We start from the raw sequence: 23,864 nt of genomic DNA, 5'->3' as shown, positions 1-23,864 counted from the left end.
CGCTGTCGTTAACAACATGATTTGAGCGAGTCTAGCGGTTCGGTATCAGGACGGCGGACGGACGCGCACGTCGATCAGCCATCCAGCCGATCGCGCAGCATGCTTAGGGGAAGCAGCATGTTTGGCGCGTGCCGCGTCAGGCCGTGGAACGGGATCGGCGACGGCGGCGCAAACGGCAGCGGCAAATCCTGAGGCTTTGTTCCGTCAGTCCAATCCGCGAGCACCTTGCCCATGCTCGTCGTCATGGCGATGCCGCGTCCGTTGCAGGCAAAGCCCGCGATCAGGCCGGGGCCGAGATCGACAAGGCGCGGCAGGAAGTCGGGCTCGACGGCAGCCATCCCCGACCAGCTATATTCAAGCGGCGGGATCTCCGGGAGGTCAAGGTGTTTTGCCAGGCGCCGCCAGATCGCCCGCGGCACCCGCGTGTCGGCACCGGGGCCAAAAACATGCATGCCGCCAGTGATCAGCCTGTTTTCGCCGTCGAAGCGGAAGGTGAAGAGATTGCGTCTTGTGTCGCCGACGCCTTGCCCGCCAGGAAGCAGGCGAGTGCGTATCTCGCGCGGCAGCGGCGCTGTCGCGATCTGGAAGATTTTCAGCGGGAAATAGGTTCGCTGCAGCGCGCGATCCAGCGGCCCGCCATAGGCGTTGGTGGCGACCAGCACCTTTCCTGCGCGTACCGAGCCGGAGGCCGTCTTCAAAGCCCAACCATCGCCTATGTGATCGATCAACGCGACACGCGTATGTTCGAAAATGCGCGCGCCGGCCTTTTCCGCCGCATCGGCGAGGCCGCGCGCATATTCGACCGGATTGAGGACGCCACCCGACCGATCCATCCAGCCGCCGACATAGCCGTGAACGCCGGTCAGATCCTCGATCGCTTGCCTGTCCAGCGCAACAGTCGGCCTTCCGCGCCTTGCCCATTGTTCGGCCCGCGATCTGGTCTTTTCCAAAGCGGCCGGTGAATGGGCTGGTTGTATCCAGCCGCTCTGGATGGCATCGCATTCGATGGCATGCCGCTTGATCAGGTCGAAGACGAGGTCGGCGCTGCCGGCGGCGAACCCGACAAGGCGTTCGCCGCGTTCGGGTCCGAGCTGGGCAATGATATCGTCGGGGTCTCTTTTTGCGAAATTCGGCACGACAAAACCGGCGTTCCTGCCGGTCGCCCCCCAGGCGATGATTTCGGCTTCGAGGACGGCGACCGAGATGCCTTTCTCGGCGGTGTGCAGCGCGGCGGAAAGGCCAGAAAATCCGCCGCCGACAATCGCCAGATCGACCTCGAGTGCACCTTCGAGCGAAGGCCGGTCGCGGCGGTTACGGCCGACGGCGTGCCATAGCGAAAGGCCGCGTGGCACGGCAACGCTGCTCATGACCTTGCAGCGCTCTCGTCCGGAGCCGCTTTCGCGCCCTTGCCGAACCTTGCGCGCCGCGGCCTGTCGCCGAACAGGCCGTTCGGCCTGACCAGAAGGATGACGCACAACATCACGCCGATCGCCACGATCTGCAGCGAAGCGGCGCGTGCCTGCTGTTCCGGCGAGAACAACACACTGGTCAAGGCTCCCGATCCGGCCCATATCGCCCAGACCAGGATGCTGCCGATGACGGCGCCGATGTTGCTGCCCGAGCCGCCGACGATCAGCATCACCCAGACCTGGAAGGTCAGCGCCGGCAGATAATTGTCCGGAGCGATGAAGCCGGTGAAATGCGCCTGCAACGCGCCGGCCAGTGCCATGATGGCACCGCCCACGGCAAAGGCCTGGACGCGGTAGAACCGTGCGCTTTTACCTAGGGATATCGCGGCCCGCTCGTCCTCGCGAAGCGCCTTCAACACGCGCCCCCACGGGCTGCGCGACAGATGCTCCAGCGCGAGATAGACGATCAGCGTCACCACCGAGACGATCGCAAGGTTCGAAAGGTTGAACAGCAACGGCGTTTCGGCAAGACCGCCGAGCGGACGCGGAATGAAGCCGATGCCGAATGGGCCGCCGGTCAGCTTCTGGGCATTGAGCGCTACCAGTTGCACGACGACGGCGACGCCGAAAGTAGTGATCGCCAGATAGTCCGATCTCAGGCGCAGCGTCGCGATGCCGGTGATGGCGGCCGCGACGCCGCCCACCAGCATGGCGCCGAGCCAGCCGACAAGGATCGGCAGATCGAAGCCGCCGAGCCGCGCGGCATCGTCGGGCGTGGTCAGCAGTGCCGAGGTGTAGGCGCCGATGGCAACGAAGCCGGCGACCCCGACATTGAAAAGCCCGGTCAGCCCCCATTGCAGGTTGAGCCCGAGCGTGACGAGCGAAAAAATCAGCGCGGTGGTCAGGAAGAAAGCGCCGTAGCCGAGCAGATCCATCAGCGTTCCCTCACTCCGAAAAGGCCGATGGGGCGCACGAACAGCACCGCCATCAGGATGATGAAGGAGACGGCCGCCCGCCATTCGGCGCCGATCAATTGCACGGCACCCGCTTCGGCCATGCCGATGATCAAACCGCCGAGAACGGCGCCGGGCACGCTGCCGATGCCGCCGAGGATGGCGGCCGCGAACATCGGCAACAGCATCTCGAAACCCATGAATGGCCGGATCTGAATGAGAATGCCGATCATGACGCCGGCGACGCAGGCCAGCGCCGCGCCGATGAGCCAGGTGACGCGCACCACCTTGGCGACGTCGATGCCAACGATGCGCGCCAGTGCCGCGTTCTGGCTCAATGCCTGCATCGAACGGCCGGTCTGGGTGCGGGTCATCAGGAGGTGCACACCGAGCACCAGCACGGCGGTCAGCAGCAGCAGCGCGATCTGGTCGGGGGTGATGCGAATGCCGAAGCCGACGGGCATGGCGATCTGGATGGCCCGGCTGAAATAGGTCGGACGCGAGGTGAAGATGAATTCGAGCAGGCTTCTCAGCGCCATCGAGGCGCCGAAGCTGGCCATCACCACGATGATCGCCTGGCCCTTGGCCCGCAGCCGCGCGAACAGCACCAGATCGAGCGCCAGTGCCAGCAGGCCGGTAACCGCCATGCCGATGATGAGCGCGGCGATCAGCGGCCAACCGAAGGAGAGGGGCGCGATCGGCGCGATCTTGCCGAACATCGCGCCAATGGCGCCAACCACGGCCAGCGTCGCATAGGCGCCCCAGGCCATGAAGTCGCCATGGGCGAAGTTCGAGAAGCGCAGGATCGAATAGGTGAGCGTCACGCCGATGGCGCCGAGGCCGATCATCGAGCCTGCCAGCAGTCCGTCGACGACAAATTGCAGGTTCATGCCGCGCCTCCTTTCCCGAAGTCGGGGCGGCGCTGGCCAAGGTAGAGTTCGGCGACGACCGGATCGTTCCAGAGCTCGGAGGCGATGCCCTGGTGCCGCTCCTTGCCCTCGACCAGCACGTAGGCGCGGTCTCCAATGGCAAGCGCTGCCTTCGCGTTCTGCTCGACCAGCAGGATGGTGACGCCGGATTTGCGGATGCCGGCCAGCATCTCGAACACCATCGACACGAATTTCGGCGACAGGCCGGCCGACGGCTCATCGAGCACCAGCGCCTTGGGATGGACGATCAATGCCCGCGCGACGGCCAGCATCTGCCGCTGTCCGCCTGAGAGATTGCCCGCGGCTGTTCTGCGCTGAAGGGCGAGATCGGGAAAGACCGCATACATTTCCTCAATGCGGGCGGGGACCTCGCGCGGCCTCAGAATGCCGCAGGCGACCTTGAGATTGTCCTCGACCGACATCAGCGGGAAGATGTTCTCCGTCTGTGGCACGAAGGCAAGGCCAAGGCGGACCATGGTGTGGGCGGGCGACGCCGTGATATCCTTGCCGTCCAGCAGCACCGTGCCGCCGGTGATCGGGACAAGGCCGGCGATGGCCTTGATAAGGCTCGACTTGCCGGCGCCGTTGGGACCGAGGACGACGACGATCTCGCCCTTGTCGACGGTGATCGAGGCGCCGCGCACGATCGGAACGCCGGGCTCATAGCCGGCTTCGAGATCGCGGACATCGAGTACCCTTTGGCTCATGCCGTGCCTCCGAGGTAGGCCTGGATGACGCGTGGGTCACGCGCCACCTCGTCCGGAGTGCCTTCGCGCAGAAGCTGGCCGCTCGCCATGACCAGCACGCGGTGGCAGAGTCGCGTCACCATGTCGATATTGTGCTCGATCAGCAGGAAGGTGATGCCGCGCGCATTGATGTCGCGGATGCGGTCGATGATGATCTCGAGCAGGGTTGCGTTGACCCCGGCCGCCGGCTCGTCGAGCAGGATGATCGCCGGGTCGGCCATCATCACGCGGGCCAGCTCGAGCAGCTTGCGCTGGCCGCCTGAAAGCACGCGCGCCGGCTCGTGCGCAAGGTGAGCGATCGTGACGAGCTCGAGTAGTTCGACGGCTCTTATCTCGGCAGCCCTTTCTTCGGCAGCGACCCGCCGGGGCGTCAGGAAATTGGCGAGCAGTTTTTCTCCGGCCTGCCCTTGAGCAGCCAGCATGACGTTTTCGATCAGCGTCAGGTTAGGCAAGGGCCGGGGGATCTGGAACGTGCGGCCGAGGCCGCGGCGGATGCGGCGATGGGCAGCTTCCCCCGACACCGATACGCCGTTGAGGAGGATTTCGCCGCTGGTCGGCAGAATGCTGCCGGCGAGCAGGTCGAACATCGTGGTCTTGCCGGCGCCGTTCGGGCCGATAAGGCCAAGTATTTCGCCCGGCCGGACGTCGAACGAGACATTGTTGACCGCGACCAGGCCGCCGAAGCGTCTGAGGACGTTCCTGGCCGTGAGGACCGGCGTACGGATCTCCTCCTGCCGTTCCGTCGTGTCGCTCATCAATTCCTCTGGCCGAAAAGCGATCTTCGTCGCCTATGATCTGATTTGTGATCACGCTTGCTTTGATCACGCTATTCGGCTTTAATTTCTTCCGCAAGCTGAAAACGGCCAAGACCGGGATTGCCTATGCAGAAGGCCGCCATCGAAAAGAACAATGAGATGATCGCAGCCCAGCTTACGCCGGTCGGCCGCGAGACCGTGCAGGATCGCGTCTATTCGGAGCTGCGCCGCGCCTTGATCGGCGGCCTTTTCGAGCCGAGCCAGGTGCTGACCATCCGCGGCCTCGCCGACGCGCTGGTCACCAGCACCATGCCGGTGCGCGAGGCGCTCGGACGGCTGATCACCGAGAAGGCACTGGAGGCGCTTCCCAACCGTTCAGTGCGCGTGCCGCCGATCACGCTGGAGCGCATCGACGACCTCTTGCGCGCCCGCTCTCTGATCGAGGGCGAAGCGATCGCGCTGGCCGCGACGCGCATGAACCCGCGCCAGATCGCTTCGGTCGAGGCCATGCTCGGCGAGTGGGACGAGATGCGGGCGCTGAAGCACAAGAAGGACATCGACCGGGAGGCGACGCTCAATCAGAGCTTCCACTTCGAGATCTACCGATGCTGCGGTTCCGCCGTGCTGATCCCGATGATCGAGAGCCTCTGGCTGCAATCCGGACCGTGCATCCGCGTAGCCATCTACGCCTTTTCCGACGCCGGCGAGGTCGATACGGCCCACTACCACCGCAGCATCGTCGCAGCGCTTTCAAGGCAGGATGCGCAAGCGGCGCGCGAGGCTCTGGTGGCCGACATCAGCCGGCCCTTCGCCTTTCTGCGCGACAAGCTCCAATCCACAAGCAAGGAAGGATTGAGGGCATGAGGGCGCCTGGCATCAGCATCACCGAGCCACACTCGATGCTTTCCGTGACCGCGCTGATGTTGCCTGAAAAGGCGCCCGACAACGCTGCCTTCCTGCTGGCCTATCTCGAGCAGCCGCGCGTCGTTGCCGGCATCCATGCTATGTGGACGGGGCCGGAAATCTCCTGCCCGGTTCCATCAGCCGAACTTGAGGGCCAAACGTATGCCAGGCCCTTGCCGGCGGAGAACGCAACGCTGACGCCGCAGCCGGGGGACATCGTGTTGTCCTACGTGCCGCCGCGCATGTGGGGCGGCAACCCGAATGCCATCTTTGACGTCGGCCTGTTCTACGGAGCGGGTGCACGCCTGCTATTCCCGATCGGCTGGCTTGCCGGAAGCGTCGTCGCGCAGGTGGTGCCTGAGGATCGCGATAAATTCGCAGCCGCTTGTGGCGTGATCCGCCGCAACGGTGCCTGCGACATCACCTTCACCCGGGTGGAGATCTGAATGGCTGAGACCGACGACAGTTTCGAACTCTTCGACCTTCGCGTCGAGGCGGTTATCCCCAAGGGCAAGCCGATCTATTGCGGCGCCAAGCCCGGCGACTATTTCGAGTTGAAGGGCGAGATGCTGTCGATGCCGGCGGGGCAAGGTTTCTCGATCTATTCCATTGCGGCAGTGTTGCCGCTTCTGGCCGCAAAGCAGCGCCCGACCCACAGGAACGACTGGATGACGTCGGACGCCGAGATCGCTTGTCCGGATCCGAATTGCGCCAGCCGGCTGCGGATCGTCAGGACGGGCAAGCGGCGGTTCAGCCATGCCGAGACCACGGCGGTTCCGCTGCCGAAGGAGAGTGACCAGAGATGACCGCCAAGGCATTCGAACTGAGTCCCGGCTACACGATCTCGCGCGTCATTCGCGGCGGCTGGCAGCTTGCCGGCGGGCACGGCGCGGTCGATCGCCAACAGGCGGTGAGCGACCTGATCGCCACGTTCGACGCCGGCATCTGGACCTATGATTGCGCCGATATCTATACCGGTGTCGAGGAACTGATTGGTGCGGCGCGCCTGCGCCTTGCCAATGAGCGTGGCCTCGACGCTGCCGCCAAGATGAAGGTGCACACCAAGCTGGTGCCTGACCTCGAACGGCTCTCCACGATCGGCCGCGACTACATCAGCAGCATCGTCGACCAGTCGCTGCGGCGGTTGAAGACTGAGCGCCTCGATCTTGTGCAGTTCCATTGGTGGGACTATTCGGTGCCCCGCTATGTCGACGCGATGGGCTGGCTCGACGAAATCCGCAGGGAAGGCAAGGTGCGCAATATCGGCACCACGAACTTCGACACGCTGCGGCTGGCCGAGATCCTGGCCGCGGGTGTGCCGCTGGTCAGCCAGCAATTGCAATACTCGGTGCTCGACCAGCGGCCGGCGAACAGCCTTGCAGCACTCGCCAGCCGGCATGGCGTCAGTTTCCTCTGCTACGGTTCGGTGGCTGGCGGCTTCCTTAGCGAAAAATGGCTTGGCGTTACCGAGCCGCAGACGCCGCTCGAAAACCGGTCGCTGGTCAAATACAAGCTGATCATCGATGATTTCGGCGGCTGGGAGCTTTTCCAGGAGTTGCTTCGCACACTGAAGGCCATCGCCGACCACCGCGGTGTCGACATCGCCACCATCGCCAGCGCCTGGGTGCTGCAGCAGCCGCAAGTGGCGGCCGTCATCGTCGGCGCCCGCAACCAGGCGCACGCCCTTGCCAATGCCAGAATCATGGACGTCGCGCTCGATGCAGACGAACGGGCGAGGATCGCTGCCGTAATCGCGCAAAGCCGGGGGCCGCTGGGCGACGTCTACACATTGGAACGCGACCGTCACGGCCGCCACGGCTCGATCATGCATTACAATTTGAATGCAGGCAGGAAATGAACGCGGCCATGGACGAAAACCCCTCCTTGCTTTCCCGCGCCAGCGTCGAGGTGGTCGATCTCCACCGCTTCTTCGTCGACTGGTTCAATGCAGCAAGTGCGGACAATGCAGATTTCAGGCGCTTCGAAAGCGTCATGGGCAAAGGCTTCCAGATGGTTGCACCGGATGGCCAGGTCCTCGATCGTGACGCGGTGCTCGACCATGTCAGGGCAAGCCGCGCCAGCTGCGACGGCGATTTCAGTATCTCGATCGAGGACATCCGGGCCGACTGGCAGGCCGGGGACACGATCGTCGTCTGCTACGTCGAGGCACAGCAACGCGCCGGCAGGCACAGCCGCCGTCGCTCGAGTGCCGTTTTCACCACCAGTTCATCGGCGCCTAACGGCGTCGAATGGCGACATCTGCATGAAACCTGGCTGCAGGTGCCGGAAGGCTGAACAGGCTCAAGACGTGAATGAGAGTCGTGTAACGAAAGGGGAACAACAATGACAAAGACGGTACTTCAGATCACCACCGCGCTCGCCTTGCTGACAGCGGCCGGCGCAGCGCAGGCCGCCGACTGCAAGATCACCGTCGGCCTCGTCATGGAACTGACCGGCCCGGCCGGCGAATACGGCCAGGCCGGCGCCAAGTCGGTCGAAATGGCCTTCCGCGACATCAACGATGCCGGCGGCGTGCGCGGCTGCGATCTCGCGACCGACACGCGCGACAGCCAGAGCCAGGGCAACATTGCGGTCGACGCCGCAACCCAGCTCGTGCAGGTCAAGAAGGTGCCGGTGATCATAGGCGGCATCATCTCCTCTGTGTCGATCCCGATCCTGACCTCGGTCACCGCGCCGGCCAAGATCGTCCAGGTGTCGCCGGCTTCGTCGTCGCCGACGCTGACGGCGCTCGGGCGCGACGGCAAGACCAACGGCATCTTTTTCCGCACCATCACCTCGGACCCTCTGCAGGGCGTCGCCGCCGCCAAATATGCCATCGACAAGGGCTTCAAGAAGCTGTCGGTCATCCACGTCAACAACGACTTCGGCGTCAACATGGTGGCGGAATTCTCGCGTGCCTATAAGGCGCTCGGTGGCACCATCGTCTCCGACACGCCTTACAATGAAAAGCAGTCGAGCTATGCCTCGGAGGTAACCGCGGCCATGGCCGGCGAACCGGACGGGCTTTACCTCGTCAGCACGCCTGTCGATGGCGCAACCATCGCCCGTACCTGGATTTCGCAGGGCGGTGTCCAGAAATTCCTGCTCAATGACGGCATGAACAGCCCGGATTTCATCGAATCCGTCGGCGCCGACTATTTGAAGGATGCCTATGGCACTTCCTCGGGCACCAGCCCGACCGCATCGACCGAATATTTCACCAAGAACTACAAGGAATTTTCGGGCATTGAGCCGTCGAACCCGGCGGCCGACCGGTCCTATGATGCCGGCGCCATTGTCGGCTTGGCTATCGCGATTGCCGGCTCCGAGGATCCGGCCAAGATCAAGGACGCGATGTACAAGGCGGTCGATCCGGCCGGCACGCCGATCTATGCCGGCAAGGACGAGTTCGCCAAGGCGCTCGGCCTGATCAAGGACGGCAAGCCGATCCGCTACGAAGGCGTCATCGGCCCTGTAGCCTTCGATAAGTACGGCGACATCACCGGCCCGTTCCGGCTCTGGAAGATCGTCGACGGCAAGGTGACGACCGATGGCGAAATGACGACGGATGACGTCAACGCCTTGCAGGCGAAGCTTCAGTAAGCCCCCTATGTCTTGTCCGGCATTGATCCCATTTCATTGAGGTTGATGCCGGACACTTGCATGTCCTGTTGGTTAGGCCGGCCTGGAAACGACCACCGCACCAGCCGTCGGCATGATCCAGCGGCAGGCATAATAATCGGTGATGCGATTTATGGTCCCGCCAGCGGCTTCGATCCGAACCGGATGGGCCGGCTTCCAACCGTCTTCGCCATGGTGGAGCACGAGCAGCACCGCCTCGCCATCGATCATGCCAATCGCCATTTTCCAGGCCGTCGAGGCTCTTTCATATTCGACGAAGTAAGGTGATTCCGACAGCCTGCCCTTGAAGCAATCCGCGACCCGCAATTGTGCGTCGGCGCTGGTCAACGCCCGAACCCCGTCCCAGTCGCGGCGGTTGAACAGTTCGACATAGCGGCTGAGCAATTCCAGAAGTTCCGGATCGCGTTGGGGCTCCGAACGCACGATTGGCTCGCCTGACAAGGCGCCCAATTTGGAGCGGCCACGGCCCAACGCGGCCTTGACGCCACCCACGGTCGAGCCGACGAGATCGGCGATCTCTTCCAGCGAATAGTCGAAGACGTCCTTGAGCAGGACGCAGGCGCGTTCCTTGGGCGGCAGGTGGATCACCAGCCGTTCCATCGCGCGATCCGCGCCCTTGCCCGCCGGCTCGACCGGCAGGATGATCTCGTCTTCGACGAAATTGGCCTCCGCATGCTGACGCACCTGCCGGCTTCGCAGGAAATCGATGCAGCGATTATGTGCAATGCGAAACAGCCAGGGGCGAAGAGCAGTCGCATCGTCCAGCTTCTCGATCTTCCGATAGGCCTCGAACAGCGCCTCTTGCATCACGTCTTCGGCGTCGAGCGTCGAACCGGTCATACGTGCACAGTAGCGGTGCAGCCGTCCACGCAAATGCGCGACTGTCTCCAGGAAGCCGGCGTAGCGGACGTCGAAAAGCCCGGTCGGGTCAAGTCTTGGCTGCATCTTCATCGGCATTCAATTCGGCGGCGGATCACAGCGGGACATAGGTCAGCGTAATGACCCCGTTCTTGAAACGGTGCGTATCTATAAGCTCCAGCTTGACCAGGGACGGGTCGACATCCTGGAAAGCGCGTTTGCCATGCCCGACGCGGGTCGGCACGATCGAGAGTTGATACTCGTCGACAAGCCTGTTGGCGAGCAGCGTCTGGTCGAGATTGCTCACTCCATACTTCAATATGTTGCCGCCGGTTTGCTGCTTGATCCTGGCGATTTCGGCAGCGACGTCGCCTTCGATCAGCGACGCGTTCCAGCTCACTGCCTTGAGGCTGCGCGAAGCGACGAGCTTGTTCAGCCCGTTCATGCGGTCCATGTACTTGCTGCCTTTGACCTGCGGCCAACGCGCCGAAAACATTTCATAGGTGATGCGGCCGAGCAGGAAAAAATCCGCCTCGCCGGCCTTTTCATATGAGTGTTCCTTCATCTCCTCGTCGAAGAAGGGCGAGGCCCATTCCATTGGTGCTTCGATGACGCCGTCCAGCGAAATGAAGCTGCCTACGATTAATTTTCTCATCGCGTGTCTCCGGTTGCGCAACAGGCATTCCGTCGGATCCAAAAACCGGCGCAAACGAACCGGCCCGACGGATGACCACAGGATGCAGTGCCTAAGACGTTTCCGGTTCGACGTTGGATACGCGTGAGGATCGTATGAGCTAATAAAGCGGCTTGGCCATGTGCCGGGGGGTCGGCCATTCCGTCGTTATCCCCGGCTGCACCGGCCGCTCGAGATAGGTCGACAGCACGACGTAGCTTCGGGTCGAGGTGACACCAGGCGTTTCGTAGAGGCGCGACAACAGGCCTTCGAGTGCCCGCGTGTCCTCGGTGCGGACCTTGATCAGCATGCATGTGTCGCCGGCCACCGAATGAATCTCCTCGACTTCGGGGTGTTCGGAGATTGCCATCAGCTCCGGCGTCTTGCCCCACCCCTTGGTGTCGATATGGACGAAGGCAAGCAGCGGCTTGTGCACCGCTTTTGGATCGATGATGATCGCGGTGTTGCGGATGGCACCGCTGCGCCGCAGGCGCTTGACGCGTTCATGGGCTGCCGGCGGTGAAAGGCCGACGCGGTCGCCGAGCTCGGCATAGCTGATCGTGGCGTCGTCGACCAGAACGCTTAATATTTTTCGGTCGATTGCATCGATATCGCGGGCGGCAGGCCTGTTCTGCGGAATGCCATCTGTTTCTTCATCCATAATGAAATTCCCTATTGATGCAGAATTTAGTACGGCCAATATCGCCATATGTCGAACAATGATCAAGTCGCAACATTTACGGCAAGGCCGCCTATCCCGGCGCTCGCTTACCTCCTCACCGGATGCATTGCCGTGATCGGCTCGAACTCGCTGGTGCTCGGTCCGATCGCACCGGCGGTTGCCGCGTCCTTCGGCACAAGCGTGCCGGCGGTTATGATCGCGTCCGCCGCGTTCGGGCTCGGTACGTCGGCGAGCGCTTTGTTCCTGGCGCGCTATATCGACCGGCTTGGTGCCCGCCGCATGCTGCAAGGAGCGTTGCTGCTGCTGGCGATAGCGCTCGTCGCCAGCGCTGCTGCGCCGACGGTGACGGCGCTGGTCGCGGCCCAGCTTCTCGCCGGCATCGCTGCAGGTGTCGCCATGCCGGCAATCTACGCCAGCTCCGCCGCGATTGCACCGCCCGGCCGCGAAAGCGGCACCATAGGCGTCGTGCTGACCGGCTGGACGCTGAGCATGATCGCCGGGGTTTCGCTGTCGGCCGTACTTGCCGACCTGGTGCATTGGCGCGCCGTTTTCGCGGCGGTCGCGGTGCTCTCAGCACTCGCATTGGCAAGCCTGACGCTGACGTCGCTGAGCGATGTCAGGAAGAGCGGCCCGGCGCCGACGCCGCTGGGCGCTTTGAGCGTCCCCGGCATAGTGCCGCTTCTGGTTGCCTGCGCCGCATTCATGACCGCGTTCTACGGTGTCTATGGCTATCTTGGCGATCACCTTCACAATGGCTTGGGACGGCCGGTCAGCGCCAACGGGCTGGCCGCGCTCGCTTATGGCGCCGGATTTGGCGCGGCGGCACTTCTTGACGGCGTTATCGACCGCCTGGGCGCGCGGCGTGTCATGCCATTTGCCTACCTGCTCGTCGCGGCCGTCTATGTCGCGATTGCCGCGGCGAGCAGTAGTTTCCATCTGACCATAGCGATGATAGCCGTCTGGGGCCTTGCCAATCATTTCGGCCTGAATGTCCTGGTGATGCGCCTGTCCGCGCTCGATCCTGCGCGGCGCGGCACGATCATGGGCTTGAACAGCGCGGTGACCTATCTCGCGGTGTTCGTCGGCACCACGGCGTTCGGACCGCTTTATTCCACATTCGGTTTTGCGGCGTCGGCGGTGGTTGCAGCCCTGCTCATGCTGATCGCTGCTGTGGCAGCGGCGTGGCGTTCGCCGAAGCTATAGCGCAGCAAGGCTTGCGTCTCGGCCCCGTCCATCGATAGATGCTTGGTGGATGGACAATACAACGCTTGAGACAACCGCCGATCCCTTGCCGCACGAGCTGGCTTTTCTCGGAGAGCGGCTTGCTGCGTTCAACGACAGTGATGTCGGCGCCTCCCGCAGGAAGGCAATGGCCGTGTTCGTGCGCGATGAGCACGGCGTAATTGTCGCCGGCATCTCGGGATACACCGCCTGGGGCTGGCTCTATGTGCAATGGCTCTGGGTCGATGAAAAACTGCGCGGCCACGGCATGGCCGGCAGGATGCTCGAGGCGGCCGAGAGGGAGGCGATCGCGCGCGACTGTCACGGCGCCTGGATCGACACGTTCAATCCCAAGGCGGCCAAGGCCTATGAGCGCCACGGCTACCGGCCGTTCGGTGCGCTCGCCGACTTTCCCATTGGCCGCAGCCGCATCTTCTTACAGAAGAACCTGAAACACGATTAGCCGGCGAGCCGCCCTCCGCGCATCGGCTGCGGCACGCCGGTCGTGCTGGGGAAGCTGATCGGCAAGCCCCTAAGCACGCGCACTGCCAGGAAGGCAAAGCACTCCGCCTCCACCGCATCGCCCTTCCAGCCCAGCGCCTCGGCCGGAACCGCTTCGACGCCGGCGCGGCTGGCAAGCATGGCCATGATCGTTGGATTGTGGCGACCGCCGCCGCTGACCACCAGCCGCTTCGGCCGGTGCGGCAGAAGATCGAGCGCTTTGGCGACGGCGGCCGCGGTGAAGGCCGTCAGCAGGGCTGCCCCATCCGCGGCGTTCATTCCGTCCGCCATCGAGGCGCCGAAATCGAAACGGTCCAGCGATTTCGGGTAGGGTTTGGTCAAGTAAGGGTGCTGCAGGAGCTTGGCCAGCCGCGTCTCGTCGACCGTCCCGGCGCGGGCCAACGCGCCGTCGCGGTCCATTTCGCCAAGCCCCTTCGACTTGATGAAGTCGTTCAGCGGCGCGTTGGCCGGTCCGGTATCGAAGGCGACGACATTGTCCTTGCCGTCCCACCAGGTGATGTTGGCGACGCCACCGAGATTGAGCACTGCCGTGTCTCCACTGGCATCAGCGTCGCGCAGCAGCGCGGCGTGATAGGCGGCAGAGAGCGGCGCACCTTGGCCGCCGGCGCGCATGTCGGCCGAGCGGAAGTCATAGGCGACCCTGGTGCCAAGGATCGCATGCATCAGCTCGCCGTCGCCGAGCTGGCGGGTCTGGCCCAGCCGGCCCACTTGCGGGGCACGGTGCAGCACGGTCTGGCCATGGAAGCCGACGACGCCGATATCGGCCATGGTCAGGCCGTGACTTTCGACAAGATCCCTGACCGCGGCGGATTGGGCGCGCGTCAGTGCCTCCTCTGCCTCACGAAAAATCGCCGGTTCCGGTCCGGTGAAATTCCAGATCCTGGCCTGGCGCAACGTCTCCTCCAACAGGCTGCGGATCGACCTGGGGTAAGGCGCCAGCGTGTAGGTGCCGAAATCCGCGATCCGTTCGCCGTCGGTCTTGATCAGCGCGACGTCGATATTACCGTCCAGCACGGTGCCGGTCATCAGGCCGACAGCCCACATTGGTGCGCCATTTTTAGCAATCATGACTTGTCAGGCTCCGTTGACGAGATCGCCGATCGATTGCCTTAGCGCTGCGATCCCGCTGTTGAAATGACGTGTCGGATGGATCCGGTTGGTGAGCAAGGTCCATGCTCTGCCTTTGTCGAAGTCGACCCAAAGCCCGGTGCCGGTGAAGCCGGTATGGCCAATTGTGCCGGGGCTGCACAGCCGGCCGCCGGACCAGCCTTCGTAAGGCCGCTCCCAGCCATGGGTGCGGGTTGCCGACAAGGGCGTGCGCATCAGCGCTATTGAACGCTCGGATGCGCCGCTCCCGTCCAGCAGCCCTAGCGCAAAATCGAGGATCGCGGCCGCCGTTCCGAACAGCCCGGCGTGACCGGCCCCTTGCAATGCCGAGCAATTGTCGTCGTGGACCTCGCCGCAGAGAACACGATGGCGCCATGTGCAGTCTTCTGTGGCCGCCGCGCGATCCGGTTCGGTGGAGAACGCGAAGCCCGGACCGGGATCCATGTAGCGAATGGTCTTGCCGGACAGGCGCTCCAGGACGAAGCCGAGCAGAATGAAATTGATATCGGAATAGACCGGCTCCCCGACCTGCCACTCGCGCTGCAGGACAAAGGCGCGCAACAGCTCGGGATCGCGGCCATAGGTGTAGATTGGAGCAACGGCCGGAAACGGCGTCTGATGACCGAGACACTGGCGAAACGTCACCTTCCGTTCCCAGGCTTTTTCGTCATATTGGCGAAGGTCGGGCAGGACCGAAATCAGCGGCGCGTCGAGGTCGATGACGCCTTCTTCCGCCAGTGCAAGGATACGCGGCGTGGTGAAGATGACTTTGGTCAGCGACGCCAGATCGAACCATGTTTCGATATGCATCGGCCGTATCTTCGGCACGACTTGGGCTGAGCCGACTGCCCGGACGATGCGTTGACCGTCCCGGTCGACCATGCCGAGCACGCCGCCGGGAATGCGCGACGCAGCCACGGCCGTTTCGAGCGGGGCGAATGCACGGTCGAAGAGATCATGCTCGATCAAATGCGGCCTCCGTCTGAAAAGCAGCGAGGGGGCTGTTCGTCTGACTCTGCATGCTTTCGAGCGACAATCATCACGCTTCCACCCGTGCCCTATGATCCGGCCCGAATTGCTGCCAATTGGCCGGGCCCGGTTCAAATCCCAGCGGACGCACGAGCGAGGGAACCTGGCGCGTGTCCAGCTCGAAACGTTCATGCCGCCGGTCTATGGTGGGAACGGCCGCGATAAGTTGTTTGGTATAAGAGTGCTTCGGCTCCGAGAGCACCGATCTGGCATCGCCGATCTCGACGATCTGGCCGGCATAGATGACCGCAATGCGATGGGCGATCCGCTCGACGACAGCCATGTCATGCGAGATGAACAGGTAGGCCAGCCCGAATTCACGCTGCAGCTCGACCAAAAGCTCCAGCACCCTGGCCTGCACCGACACATCGAGCGCCGAAACCGCTTCGTCGAGGACGACAACCGAAGGATTGAGCATCAGCGCGCGAGCGATGCACAGGCGTTGCCGCTGGCCGCCGGAGAATTCATGCGGATAGCGCTGCAGGCTGTTTTCCGGAAGGCCGACGCGTTTCAGCAGCGCGGCCATTTTCGCCCGCGTTTCAGCAGTTATCCGTCCGCCGCTAGCGATCATCGGCTCTGTGAGGATGCTTTCGATGGTGAGTCTGGGATTGAGCGAGCCATAGGGATTCTGGAACACCATCTGCACCGGAAGGGCGCTCTGCCCGGCGACGGCCTTGCGCGTGCTGGCCGAGATTGTGCCGCGCGTCGGGCGCACCAGCCCCAGAATCGCGCGGGCGGTGGTGGACTTTCCGGAACCGCTCTCGCCGACGACCGCCAATGTCTCGCCCGGCATTAGCTCGAAATCCACCCCGTCCACTGCGTGCACGGCACCGCTGGCGCGGCTGAAAAACCCAGCCTTGACCGGAAACCGCACCACGAGGCCAGTGACCTTCAGCGCCGGCTCGGCAGCTTTTTGCGTTTCGCGTTGCACGTCCTTGCGTGCGGCACTGCCGCCGGCGAAATGCGGCACCGCATGAAGCAGATGCCGCGTATAGGGATGCTGCGGATTGTCCAATATCTGGTTCAGCGCGCCCTGCTCGACAGCTTCTCCGCTTTGCATCACCATGACCTTGTCAGCGATGCCTGCAACCAGACCGATGTCGTGGGTGATGAAGATCATCGACATCCCGGTTTCCTGCTTCAATTCGGCGAGCAGCGCCATGATCTGCGCCTGCACCGTAACATCCAGCGCCGTCGTTGGTTCGTCGGCAATGAGCAGGCGCGGGTTGCAAGCGAGCGCCATGGCGATCATCACCCGCTGCAACATGCCGCCCGAAAGCTGGTTGGGCGTGTATTTCAGTCGCCGTGCAGCGTCGGGAATACGCACGCGGTCGAGCGCGTCCTTGGCCGCCGCCGTCGCTTGCCGGCCGGTCAGGCCGCGATGCAGGCGAAACGATTCCTCGATCTGCCTGCCGATGGTCAGCACCGGATTGAGCGAGCTCATCGGCTCCTGGAAGATCATGCCGATTTCACCGCCGCGGATCTTCGTCAGTTGCGGCTCGGTCGCGGCGGTCAGGTCGAAGATGCTGTTGTCGGCCCGCCTCAGCTTGATCGAGCCCGCGGTGATGCGACCGCCGCCATAATCGACAAGCCGATTGATCGACAGCGCCGTGACCGATTTGCCCGAGCCGCTTTCGCCGACGATGGCCAATGTTTCGCCGTCGGCGAGATCGAAGCTGACGCCGCGCACGACCTCATTGGCTTTCGGGTTGCGGCCGAAGCCGACGCGCAATCCGCTGACGGACAGCAGCGGGATCATGCGATTGATCTCCGCATCTTCGGGTCGAGGACATCACGCAACGCATCGCCGAGCAGGTTGAAACCGAGGATGCTGATCATGATTGCCACGCCCGGGAAGATCATCAGCCAGGGAGCTGTCTCCATCAGATTGCGGCTGTCGCTCAGCATCAGGCCGAGCGACGCGGCGGGCGGCTGCGTGCCAAGCCCGAGGAAGCTTAAGCCGGCTTCGGTCAGCAGTGCCCAGGCCAGCGCCAGCGTCACCTGAACCGTCAGTGGCGCCACCAGATTGAGCAGCAGATGCCGTGTTACGATATAGCCCGCACTGCTGCCGAACGTGCGGGCCGCGTCGACGAACTCGCGCGCCTTGAGCGACAGAGCCGGACCTCGCACGACGCGCGTGAAGATCGGCGTGTAGACGATGGCGATGGCAATGACGCTGGTCGAGCTTCCCGGTCCAGCAACCGCGACGATCAGCAGCGCCAGCAGGATCGCCGGGAACGCCAGCACAACGTCCATGATGCGCATCACCAAGCCGTCCCAGCGGCGCCCGAACCAGGCTGCCGCCAGCCCGAGCACGGTGCCGGCCAGTGTCGCGAAGGCGACCGAAAAGAAGGCCACGATGAAGGACTGGCCGATCCCGGTCATCAGCCGACTTGCGACATCGCGGCCGAACAGGTCCGTGCCCATCCAGTAGGTGCCGTCAGGCGCATGCAGTCGCTCGACCCGGTGCTGCGTCAGCGGATTGTGCGGCGTCAGCCCCAGCATGCCAAGCACGGCAAGCAGCAGATAAAGCGCAACGATGGCACCGCCAATGCGGCCGCTGGGATGCGCAAATATAGCCCGCAATGTCGCCATCAGTGCTCGCTTAGCCGGATACGCGGGTCGAGCGCGACATAGGCGAGGTCGACGAGGAGATTGACGATCATGAAGTTAAAGGCGATGAACAGCACGCTTCCCTGCACCAGCGCGTAGTCGCGCTGCAGGATGGCATCCAGCACCATACGGCCGAGACCGGGCAGCGCAAATATCTGCTCGACGATGACTGCCCCGCCCAGCAGATAGCCGAACTCTATGCCGCTCAGCGTCACGACCGGGATGAGCGCGTTGGGCAAAGCATGCCGCCAGATGACGCCGCGCGCCGAAACGCCTTTGCTGCGCGCCGTCCTGACATAGTCGTCGCTGAGCACATCGAGCATCGCCGAACGCGATATGCGGGTCACCGAAGCCGCGAAGGCAAATCCAAGCGTGACCGCAGGCAGCAACAGCTGGCCGAGATTGCGCAGCGGATCCTGCCACAGCGGCGAAAACTCGCCCATCGCCGGCAAAACGCCAAACCCCGCCGACAGCGTGTAGATGATCAGCAGGGCAAGGACAAAGTTCGGCGTCGACTGCCCGATCATTGCGACAACGCGCACGCCGAGGTCGGACAGCTTTTCATTATGGGTGGCGGCAAAAATCCCGGCCGGCATGCCGACAACCAGGGCGATGACCATCGAAAGCAGGGCGAGCTCCAACGTTAGCGGGAAACGCTCGAGGATGACGTCGAGCACCGGCCTGCCATAGGTGGACGAAATGCCGAGATTACCTTGGAAAAGACCAAGCAGCCAGCGCCAGTACTGGATGAACCAGGGCTGGTCGATGCCGAAATAAACTGCAAGCGCATCGCGCTGCTGCGGCGTCAGCAGGCCGGCTTCGGTCCCCAGCATTGCCGTGATCGAATCGCCCGGAACCATCCTGATCGCCAGGAACACGACGATGGACACGCCAAGCAGGACGAGAGGGAAGGTTGCCAGTCGCCGCATCAGATAGTTCACGCGAAGAATACCCTCTCGTCCGGCACCAAAGCAGCTACTGGATCGTCACCTTGGCGAGGCTGAACAGCGAACCTGTCGGCACCGGTTCGAATCCTGCGATATTCTTCTGCTGTGCCGTGTAGCTGTAGGACGTGTAGAGCCAGATCCAGGGCGACATCTCAGTGATGTGCTTCTCGAAGTCGGCGAAGATCGCTTTGCGCACTGCCGGGTCGGTCTCGCTGCGGCCCTTCTGCATAAGACTGTCCAGCGTATCGTCGATATAGTTCGCGACCTTCTGCAGATTGCCCGTCTTGGTCCAGTAACGGTTGTACATAGTGTAGGGATCGGCCCTGCCGCCGTTCAAGGCGATGGCCATGTCGAAATCGCCCTTCAGCCAGGCATCGACATAGACGTTGAGCTCCATCATTTTGATGTCGAGCTTGACGCCGATTTCTGCGAGTTGCGACTGGATGACCTGGGCTTCCGCCGCTGCCGTCGGCGGCTCGCCGGTGGCGCCGATCACGGTCGCCGAAAAGCCGTCGGCGTAGCCCGCTTCGGCCATCAGCTGCTTGGCTTTCTCGACGTCGCGCTTATAGCAGAACAACTGGCTCGGATCGGTCGCAAGGGCCGGGATAGTCAGCGGGCCGGTGACTTTGCCTTCACCGAGCGAGGCGGTGTCCAGCACTTCCTGCCGGTCGATGGCGCAGGAAATCGCCTGACGCACCTTGAGTTCGGTCATCGGCTTGCGGGAAGGATTGAGCTGCAGCACGTGATAGGCAAGCACCGGCACACGGTTCAACTGCAGGCTGGCTTCCTTGGGCACAAGCGTGGCGACAAGCGGATCGTTGAGCAGGGCAAAATCGATCTGCTTGCTGCGCATCGCCGCCAGGATCGCCGTCTCGTCCGGCAGCACGCTGATCTCGATGCCGTCGACGCCGGTCGTGCCGCCCGCCCAATCCTTGTTGGCGACAAGCACTTCCTTGGAATTCGGATCCCACTTTTCCAACTTGAACGGACCCGAGCCGATCGTCGTCGTGCCGATCGAGCCGGCCGTGATTTCGCTTGCCGGGACGATCGCGGCGTTGACGTCGCTCATCGCCGTCAGGATCGGCACATCCGGCTGCGAGAGGTGGAACACGACGGTGGCTGGATCGGGTGTGTCGATGCTGGCGATCGAGAGAAAGTTGGCGCGCGCGGCCGCACCGGTCTTCTCATCGAGTATGCGCTCGAACGATGCCTTGACGTCGGCGGAGGTCACGGCGGCGCCGTTCTGGAATTTTGCTTTCGGATTGAGTTTGAAACTCAGCTCCTTGCCGTCCGGCGAGAACTGCCATGAATCGGCAATCGCGGGCGTGATTTGCAGGTTTGCGTCGAGCCGCACCAGTGGCTCATAGATCAGTTCCAGCAGCCGCAGTGAGGAGAATGCCGTCTGCTTGTGCGGATCAAGACCGGTGGCGTCCTGCGACCACGCCATATGCAGCGTCGCCGCACTCGCCTGCGCCGGTAGCGCGGCGATGCCAACCATTGCCGCGAAGGCCATGCCGGAAAGCAGTTTCTTGCCAATGTGCCGTACCATTGTCGTCTCCCATTATTGTTAAACCTGATGCCTTGCAGTTCCCCGGACCGCTTCAAAGGGACACACGTCCCGGAACATCGGCCCAGTATCCATGCGGTCTTACACCGTCTTTTCGCCTATCGCCTTGCGCAGGAAACCTCCCGCGTTGGCAAGCGCCTTACGTGCTTCCTCGACGCCCATGCCGGTGATCGTCACCAGGATTGCCAATTTTACATCATTGCCGGTCTGGTCGAGTGCCTGTCGTGCCTGCTGTGCGGCGCAGCCGGTCGTCTGCATCACGATCCTGACCGCCCTGGCGACAAGCTTCTTGTTGCTTGGATTGAGGTCAACCATCAGGTTCTGATAGCTCTTGCCGATGCGGATCATGCTGGCGGTAGACAGCATGTTGAGCACCAGCTTTTGCGCGGTTCCCGATTTCAGTCGGGTCGAGCCGGTGAGAACCTCCGGGCCGACCACCGGAGAGATGGCAATGTCGGCTATGCCGGCAATGGTCGATCGCGGATTGCAGGACAGCGCCACAGTGGTCGCTCCCACCTGCTTGGCATAGGTCAGGCCGCCAATGACGTAGGGCGTGCGCCCGCTGACAGCGATGCCGACCACCACATCGTCGGCGGTCAGCTTGATGTCCTGCAATGCCTTTACACCCTGTTTCAGGTCATCCTCGGCGCCTTCCGCGGAGCGCACCAGCGCGTCGTCGCCGCCGGCGATCAGGCCCACCACCATGTCCTCGGGTACGCCGAAGGTCGGCGGACATTCCGAGGCGTCGAGGACGCCGAGCCGGCCGCTGGTGCCAGCGCCCACATAGACAAGGCGCGCACCCTTCTGGAACGCGCTCACGATCCGGTCCACGGCAGCAGCAATCTCAGGAATGACCTTCTCGACGGCGGCCGCAACGCCTTTATCTTCGTAATTGATCTTGCGCAGCACCTCGATGGTCGGCAACAGGTCGATGTCGATGGTTCTCGGGTTGCGGTCCTCGGAAACCAGCCGCTCCAACTCCGACATCAACCCGTGTTCGACCACTTGCTTACTTTCAATCTGCCGTGAGCGGGAACGCGATGCCGTGCCGGGCAGGCGACCGGCTGTCTTGTTTCTGCTTAGTTAACTTTTTAGAATTCGGTATTCCCAGTGTCAACGGACTGTAGGAATAAAATATTCCTCTTTGAGTAGCGCGTTACTCGCCGCAAAGCGACTTTCTGGCCAGGATTATGGCTCCCGAAACCGCATCGCCGTCGGCCGGCTTCAGCCGTCGGCGGACGTCGGGAGCGAGCCATGGCTCAAGCGGGCTGGACAACCCTCCGAGCAACGTAACCCGCGGCGCGCCTTTTTCGAACAGCACCCGCACGAAGGTGTCGATCTGCTCGGCAGCGCCTTGCACGATCCGCCGACCGGCCGGATCGCCCTGGTCGGCATGGCGGATCACCATCGGCGCCATGGCGGCATAGTCCGTCGCACTGGCGCGGTCCATCCAGGCCACCGCCTCGAACGGGTCGTCCTTGAAGCGCTGCATCACCTCGGCCAGCAGCGCGGTCCGCTCGTGCCGGCCGTCATGGGCGCGCAAGGCGAACTGTACCGCTTTCAACCCTAGATCGGCACCGCTTCCCTCGTCGGAAATCGGAAAACCATAGCCGCCGACACGCAGGTCGCGCCCTTCGACAAAGCCGAGCCCGATCGAACCGGTCCCGGCTATGACGATGGCGCCGTCCTGGCCCGAATGCGCGCCCAGGCAAGCCGCGACGCCGTCGCTGACGAAGTCGAGACTTGCAAAGGGATGGGAGATCGCACGAAACGCCTCAAGCGACCCCTTGCGGCCGATGCCGGCAAGACCGACGCCGGCACGGATCCTGGCGATTTTCGTCGCCGTGAACCCTGCCTCTCTGATCGCAGCACCAAAGGCTTTGGCAACGGAGGCCCAGGCCGCCTCTATACCGAGCCGCGTTGTCGCCGGACCCGAGAGACCTTGCCCGAGCACGGTTCCCGCCTCGTCTTCGATACGCGCCCGACAGCCGGTTCCGCCGCCATCGACGCCCAGGAAATAATGCGAAGACGCCGCGCCGGCACTCATCCACTTATCCGCTCGATCTGGGCGCCGCAAAGCCGGAGCTTGTGGTCCAGTTGCTCATAGCCGCGATCGAGATGATAGACGCGGTTGATCGTCGTCTCACCCTGGGACACCAGCGCTGCCAGCACCAGCGAGACGGAGGCGCGCAGGTCGGTGGCCATCACTTGCGCGCCCTTCAGCTTCTCGCCTCCGCGCACCAGCGCCATGGTGCCTTGCAGCTTGATGTTGGCGCCGAGCCGCATCAGTTCAGGCACATGCATGAAGCGGTTCTCGAAGATCGTCTCACGCAATAGCGAAGCGCCCTCGGCACAGCACATCAACGCCATGAACTGCGCTTGGAGATCGGTCGGAAAGCCGGGATAGGGCTCCGTCGTCACATCGACGGCTTTGAGCGGCCCGTCTCTCGATACGATCAGCCCGCGGTCGCCCGGCCAGATTTTCACACCGGCTGTTTCGAGCAGCTGGATGACGGATGCCATGTGCTCGAGCCGCGCGTGGGTCAGCTCGAGCTGACCGCCGGTGATAGCCGCCGCGACGGCATAGGTGCCGGCCTCTATCCGGTCCGGGATGATGTCGTGCGTGGCGGCGCGCCAGCCTGTGCTGCCCGCGATCAGGATACGGTGCGTGCCGGCGCCCTCGATCCGCGCGCCCATGGCGATCAAGCAGGCAGCAAGGTCGGCCACCTCCGGTTCGCGCGCCGCATTGAGGATCTCGGTTTCGCCCTTTGCAGTCGTCGCTGCCATCATCGCTGTTTCGGTCGCGCCGACCGATGGTGAGCTCAAAACGATACGCGCGCCTTTTAGTCCGCCCGGCGCGGACGCGACGATCAGCCCGTTTTCGATCGCAATGTCGGCGCCAAGTGCGGCAAGTGCGGCGACATGCATGTCGACCGGCCGTGCGCCGATCGCGCAGCCGCCGGGCAGCGAAACCATGGCGTGGCCGAAGCGGGCAAGCAGCGGGCCGAGCACCAGCACTGTCGCGCGCATACGCCTGACGGTTTCGTAGGTTGTCTCCTTGGAGACGGCAGCACTGGTGTTGATCGTTGCGGCGTGTGCCGATCTGGTGACCTGGGCGCCGTGGAGCCAGACGACGCCAAGCATGTTTTCGACGTCGGTCACCGCAGGCAGGTTGGTCAGTTGCAGCGGATAAGGGCTGAGCAACGCCGCCGCTATTTGCGGCAAGGCCGCGTTCTTGGCGCCGGAGATCGTCACCGCGCCCTCAAGCCTGTGCCCGCCGACGATCCGCAATTTGTCCATGGCTCTGA

25 protein-coding genes are annotated in these 23,864 nt (G+C 63.3%); 8 read left to right on the top strand and 17 right to left on the bottom strand.

Features of this window, described 5'->3' with window-relative positions:
- Positions 1 to 74: 74 nt before the first annotated feature.
- Genes NKH80_RS05535 through NKH80_RS05515 form a run of 5 tightly spaced genes read right to left on the bottom strand, consistent with a single transcriptional unit; the run spans position 75 to position 4,792 of the window.
- Positions 75 to 1,367 (bottom strand): NAD(P)/FAD-dependent oxidoreductase, encoded by a 1,293-nt coding sequence (locus NKH80_RS05535; protein WP_352505378.1) that lies wholly within the window; start codon positions 1,365 to 1,367, stop codon positions 75 to 77.
- Positions 1,364 to 2,347: a branched-chain amino acid ABC transporter permease gene (locus NKH80_RS05530; RefSeq protein ID WP_352688736.1), complete on the bottom strand. Its 984-nt coding sequence runs from the start codon at positions 2,345 to 2,347 to the stop codon at positions 1,364 to 1,366. Before NKH80_RS05530 ends, NKH80_RS05535 begins: the two co-directional genes overlap by 4 nt.
- Positions 2,344 to 3,252: a branched-chain amino acid ABC transporter permease gene (locus NKH80_RS05525; protein WP_352505377.1), complete on the bottom strand. Its 909-nt coding sequence runs from the start codon at positions 3,250 to 3,252 to the stop codon at positions 2,344 to 2,346. The genes NKH80_RS05530 and NKH80_RS05525 overlap by 4 nt, the downstream gene beginning before the upstream one ends.
- A complete protein-coding gene (locus tag NKH80_RS05520; RefSeq protein ID WP_352505376.1) occupies positions 3,249 to 3,998 on the bottom strand; it encodes an ABC transporter ATP-binding protein in 750 nt (249 codons plus the stop codon). Before NKH80_RS05520 ends, NKH80_RS05525 begins: the two co-directional genes overlap by 4 nt.
- Complete coding sequence (locus NKH80_RS05515) at positions 3,995 to 4,792, bottom strand: ABC transporter ATP-binding protein (protein WP_352505375.1); 798 nt, start codon at positions 4,790 to 4,792, stop codon at positions 3,995 to 3,997. Before NKH80_RS05515 ends, NKH80_RS05520 begins: the two co-directional genes overlap by 4 nt.
- Positions 4,793 to 4,918: 126 nt before the next feature.
- On the opposite strand from NKH80_RS05515, the gene NKH80_RS05510 reads away from it, so the two are divergent.
- From NKH80_RS05510 to NKH80_RS05485, 6 genes are read left to right on the top strand one after another with little or no spacing between them, the layout of a single operon-like run.
- Positions 4,919 to 5,656 carry a GntR family transcriptional regulator gene (locus NKH80_RS05510; RefSeq protein ID WP_352505374.1) on the top strand — a complete coding sequence of 246 codons (738 nt, stop codon included), beginning with the start codon at positions 4,919 to 4,921 and terminating at the stop codon, positions 5,654 to 5,656.
- Entirely contained in the window at positions 5,653 to 6,141 is a 489-nt protein-coding gene (locus tag NKH80_RS05505; RefSeq protein WP_352688652.1) for a DUF3830 family protein, read from the top strand. The genes NKH80_RS05510 and NKH80_RS05505 overlap by 4 nt, the downstream gene beginning before the upstream one ends.
- Positions 6,142 to 6,501 (top strand): TIGR04076 family protein, encoded by a 360-nt coding sequence (locus NKH80_RS05500; RefSeq protein ID WP_352505372.1) that lies wholly within the window; start codon positions 6,142 to 6,144, stop codon positions 6,499 to 6,501.
- A complete protein-coding gene (locus NKH80_RS05495; protein ID WP_352505371.1) occupies positions 6,498 to 7,553 on the top strand; it encodes an aldo/keto reductase in 1,056 nt (351 codons plus the stop codon). The genes NKH80_RS05500 and NKH80_RS05495 overlap by 4 nt, the downstream gene beginning before the upstream one ends.
- Positions 7,554 to 7,561: 8 nt before the next feature.
- Positions 7,562 to 7,990: a DUF4440 domain-containing protein gene (locus tag NKH80_RS05490; RefSeq protein ID WP_352505370.1), complete on the top strand. Its 429-nt coding sequence runs from the start codon at positions 7,562 to 7,564 to the stop codon at positions 7,988 to 7,990.
- 48 nt (positions 7,991 to 8,038) lie between these two features.
- Entirely contained in the window at positions 8,039 to 9,298 is a 1,260-nt protein-coding gene (locus tag NKH80_RS05485) for an ABC transporter substrate-binding protein (RefSeq protein WP_352990129.1), read from the top strand.
- A 72-nt stretch (positions 9,299 to 9,370) separates the two neighbouring features.
- Here NKH80_RS05485 and NKH80_RS05480 read toward each other — a convergent pair whose 3' ends face one another.
- The 3 genes from NKH80_RS05480 to NKH80_RS05470 all read right to left on the bottom strand — a co-directional run bounded on the left by NKH80_RS05480 (position 9,371) and on the right by NKH80_RS05470 (position 11,529).
- Positions 9,371 to 10,288: a sigma-70 family RNA polymerase sigma factor gene (locus NKH80_RS05480; RefSeq protein WP_352505367.1), complete on the bottom strand. Its 918-nt coding sequence runs from the start codon at positions 10,286 to 10,288 to the stop codon at positions 9,371 to 9,373.
- Positions 10,289 to 10,310: 22 nt separating this feature from the next.
- Positions 10,311 to 10,850 carry a dihydrofolate reductase family protein gene (locus tag NKH80_RS05475; protein WP_352505366.1) on the bottom strand — a complete coding sequence of 180 codons (540 nt, stop codon included), beginning with the start codon at positions 10,848 to 10,850 and terminating at the stop codon, positions 10,311 to 10,313.
- A 139-nt stretch (positions 10,851 to 10,989) separates the two neighbouring features.
- A complete protein-coding gene (locus NKH80_RS05470; protein ID WP_352476516.1) occupies positions 10,990 to 11,529 on the bottom strand; it encodes an Lrp/AsnC family transcriptional regulator in 540 nt (179 codons plus the stop codon).
- Between the two features lie 48 nt (positions 11,530 to 11,577).
- On the opposite strand from NKH80_RS05470, the gene NKH80_RS05465 reads away from it, so the two are divergent.
- The gene (locus tag NKH80_RS05465; RefSeq protein ID WP_352688658.1) at positions 11,578 to 12,753 is read left to right on the top strand and encodes an MFS transporter; all 1,176 of its coding nucleotides are present in this window, start codon (positions 11,578 to 11,580) and stop codon (positions 12,751 to 12,753) included.
- A gap of 49 nt (positions 12,754 to 12,802) precedes the next feature.
- The gene (locus NKH80_RS05460) at positions 12,803 to 13,234 is read left to right on the top strand and encodes a GNAT family N-acetyltransferase (protein WP_352505364.1); all 432 of its coding nucleotides are present in this window, start codon (positions 12,803 to 12,805) and stop codon (positions 13,232 to 13,234) included.
- Here the strand turns inward: NKH80_RS05460 and NKH80_RS05455 are convergent.
- From NKH80_RS05455 to murA, 9 genes are all read right to left on the bottom strand, one after another.
- The gene (locus NKH80_RS05455; RefSeq protein WP_352505363.1) at positions 13,231 to 14,361 is read right to left on the bottom strand and encodes an anhydro-N-acetylmuramic acid kinase; all 1,131 of its coding nucleotides are present in this window, start codon (positions 14,359 to 14,361) and stop codon (positions 13,231 to 13,233) included. The genes NKH80_RS05460 and NKH80_RS05455 overlap by 4 nt on opposite strands.
- Positions 14,362 to 14,367: 6 nt before the next feature.
- Positions 14,368 to 15,369: a serine hydrolase domain-containing protein gene (locus NKH80_RS05450; RefSeq protein WP_352990126.1), complete on the bottom strand. Its 1,002-nt coding sequence runs from the start codon at positions 15,367 to 15,369 to the stop codon at positions 14,368 to 14,370.
- A gap of 70 nt (positions 15,370 to 15,439) precedes the next feature.
- Positions 15,440 to 17,188 (bottom strand): ABC transporter ATP-binding protein, encoded by a 1,749-nt coding sequence (locus NKH80_RS05445; protein ID WP_352645316.1) that lies wholly within the window; start codon positions 17,186 to 17,188, stop codon positions 15,440 to 15,442.
- Complete coding sequence (locus tag NKH80_RS05440) at positions 17,185 to 18,024, bottom strand: ABC transporter permease (protein WP_352990123.1); 840 nt, start codon at positions 18,022 to 18,024, stop codon at positions 17,185 to 17,187. Before NKH80_RS05440 ends, NKH80_RS05445 begins: the two co-directional genes overlap by 4 nt.
- Positions 18,024 to 18,983 carry an ABC transporter permease gene (locus tag NKH80_RS05435; protein WP_352990120.1) on the bottom strand — a complete coding sequence of 320 codons (960 nt, stop codon included), beginning with the start codon at positions 18,981 to 18,983 and terminating at the stop codon, positions 18,024 to 18,026. Before NKH80_RS05435 ends, NKH80_RS05440 begins: the two co-directional genes overlap by 1 nt.
- A 34-nt stretch (positions 18,984 to 19,017) precedes the next feature.
- Positions 19,018 to 20,538 carry an ABC transporter substrate-binding protein gene (locus NKH80_RS05430; protein WP_352990118.1) on the bottom strand — a complete coding sequence of 507 codons (1,521 nt, stop codon included), beginning with the start codon at positions 20,536 to 20,538 and terminating at the stop codon, positions 19,018 to 19,020.
- A 99-nt stretch (positions 20,539 to 20,637) separates the two neighbouring features.
- On the bottom strand, positions 20,638 to 21,543 hold the full coding sequence (gene murQ, locus NKH80_RS05425) for an N-acetylmuramic acid 6-phosphate etherase (protein ID WP_502900906.1): 906 nt from the start codon (positions 21,541 to 21,543) through the stop codon (positions 20,638 to 20,640).
- 169 nt (positions 21,544 to 21,712) lie between these two features.
- Entirely contained in the window at positions 21,713 to 22,603 is an 891-nt protein-coding gene (locus tag NKH80_RS05420; RefSeq protein WP_352990112.1) for a glucosamine kinase nucleotide-binding domain-containing protein, read from the bottom strand.
- Positions 22,600 to 23,856 (bottom strand): UDP-N-acetylglucosamine 1-carboxyvinyltransferase, encoded by a 1,257-nt coding sequence (murA, locus tag NKH80_RS05415; protein WP_352990109.1) that lies wholly within the window; start codon positions 23,854 to 23,856, stop codon positions 22,600 to 22,602. Before murA ends, NKH80_RS05420 begins: the two co-directional genes overlap by 4 nt.
- Positions 23,857 to 23,864: the final 8 nt, after the last annotated feature.

The organism is Mesorhizobium sp. M0904, from assembly GCF_040319475.1.
Classification (GTDB): domain Bacteria; phylum Pseudomonadota; class Alphaproteobacteria; order Rhizobiales; family Rhizobiaceae; genus Mesorhizobium.
The sequence above is the reverse complement of the archived record's forward strand: the minus strand, read 5'-3'. Positions and strand labels throughout refer to the sequence as shown.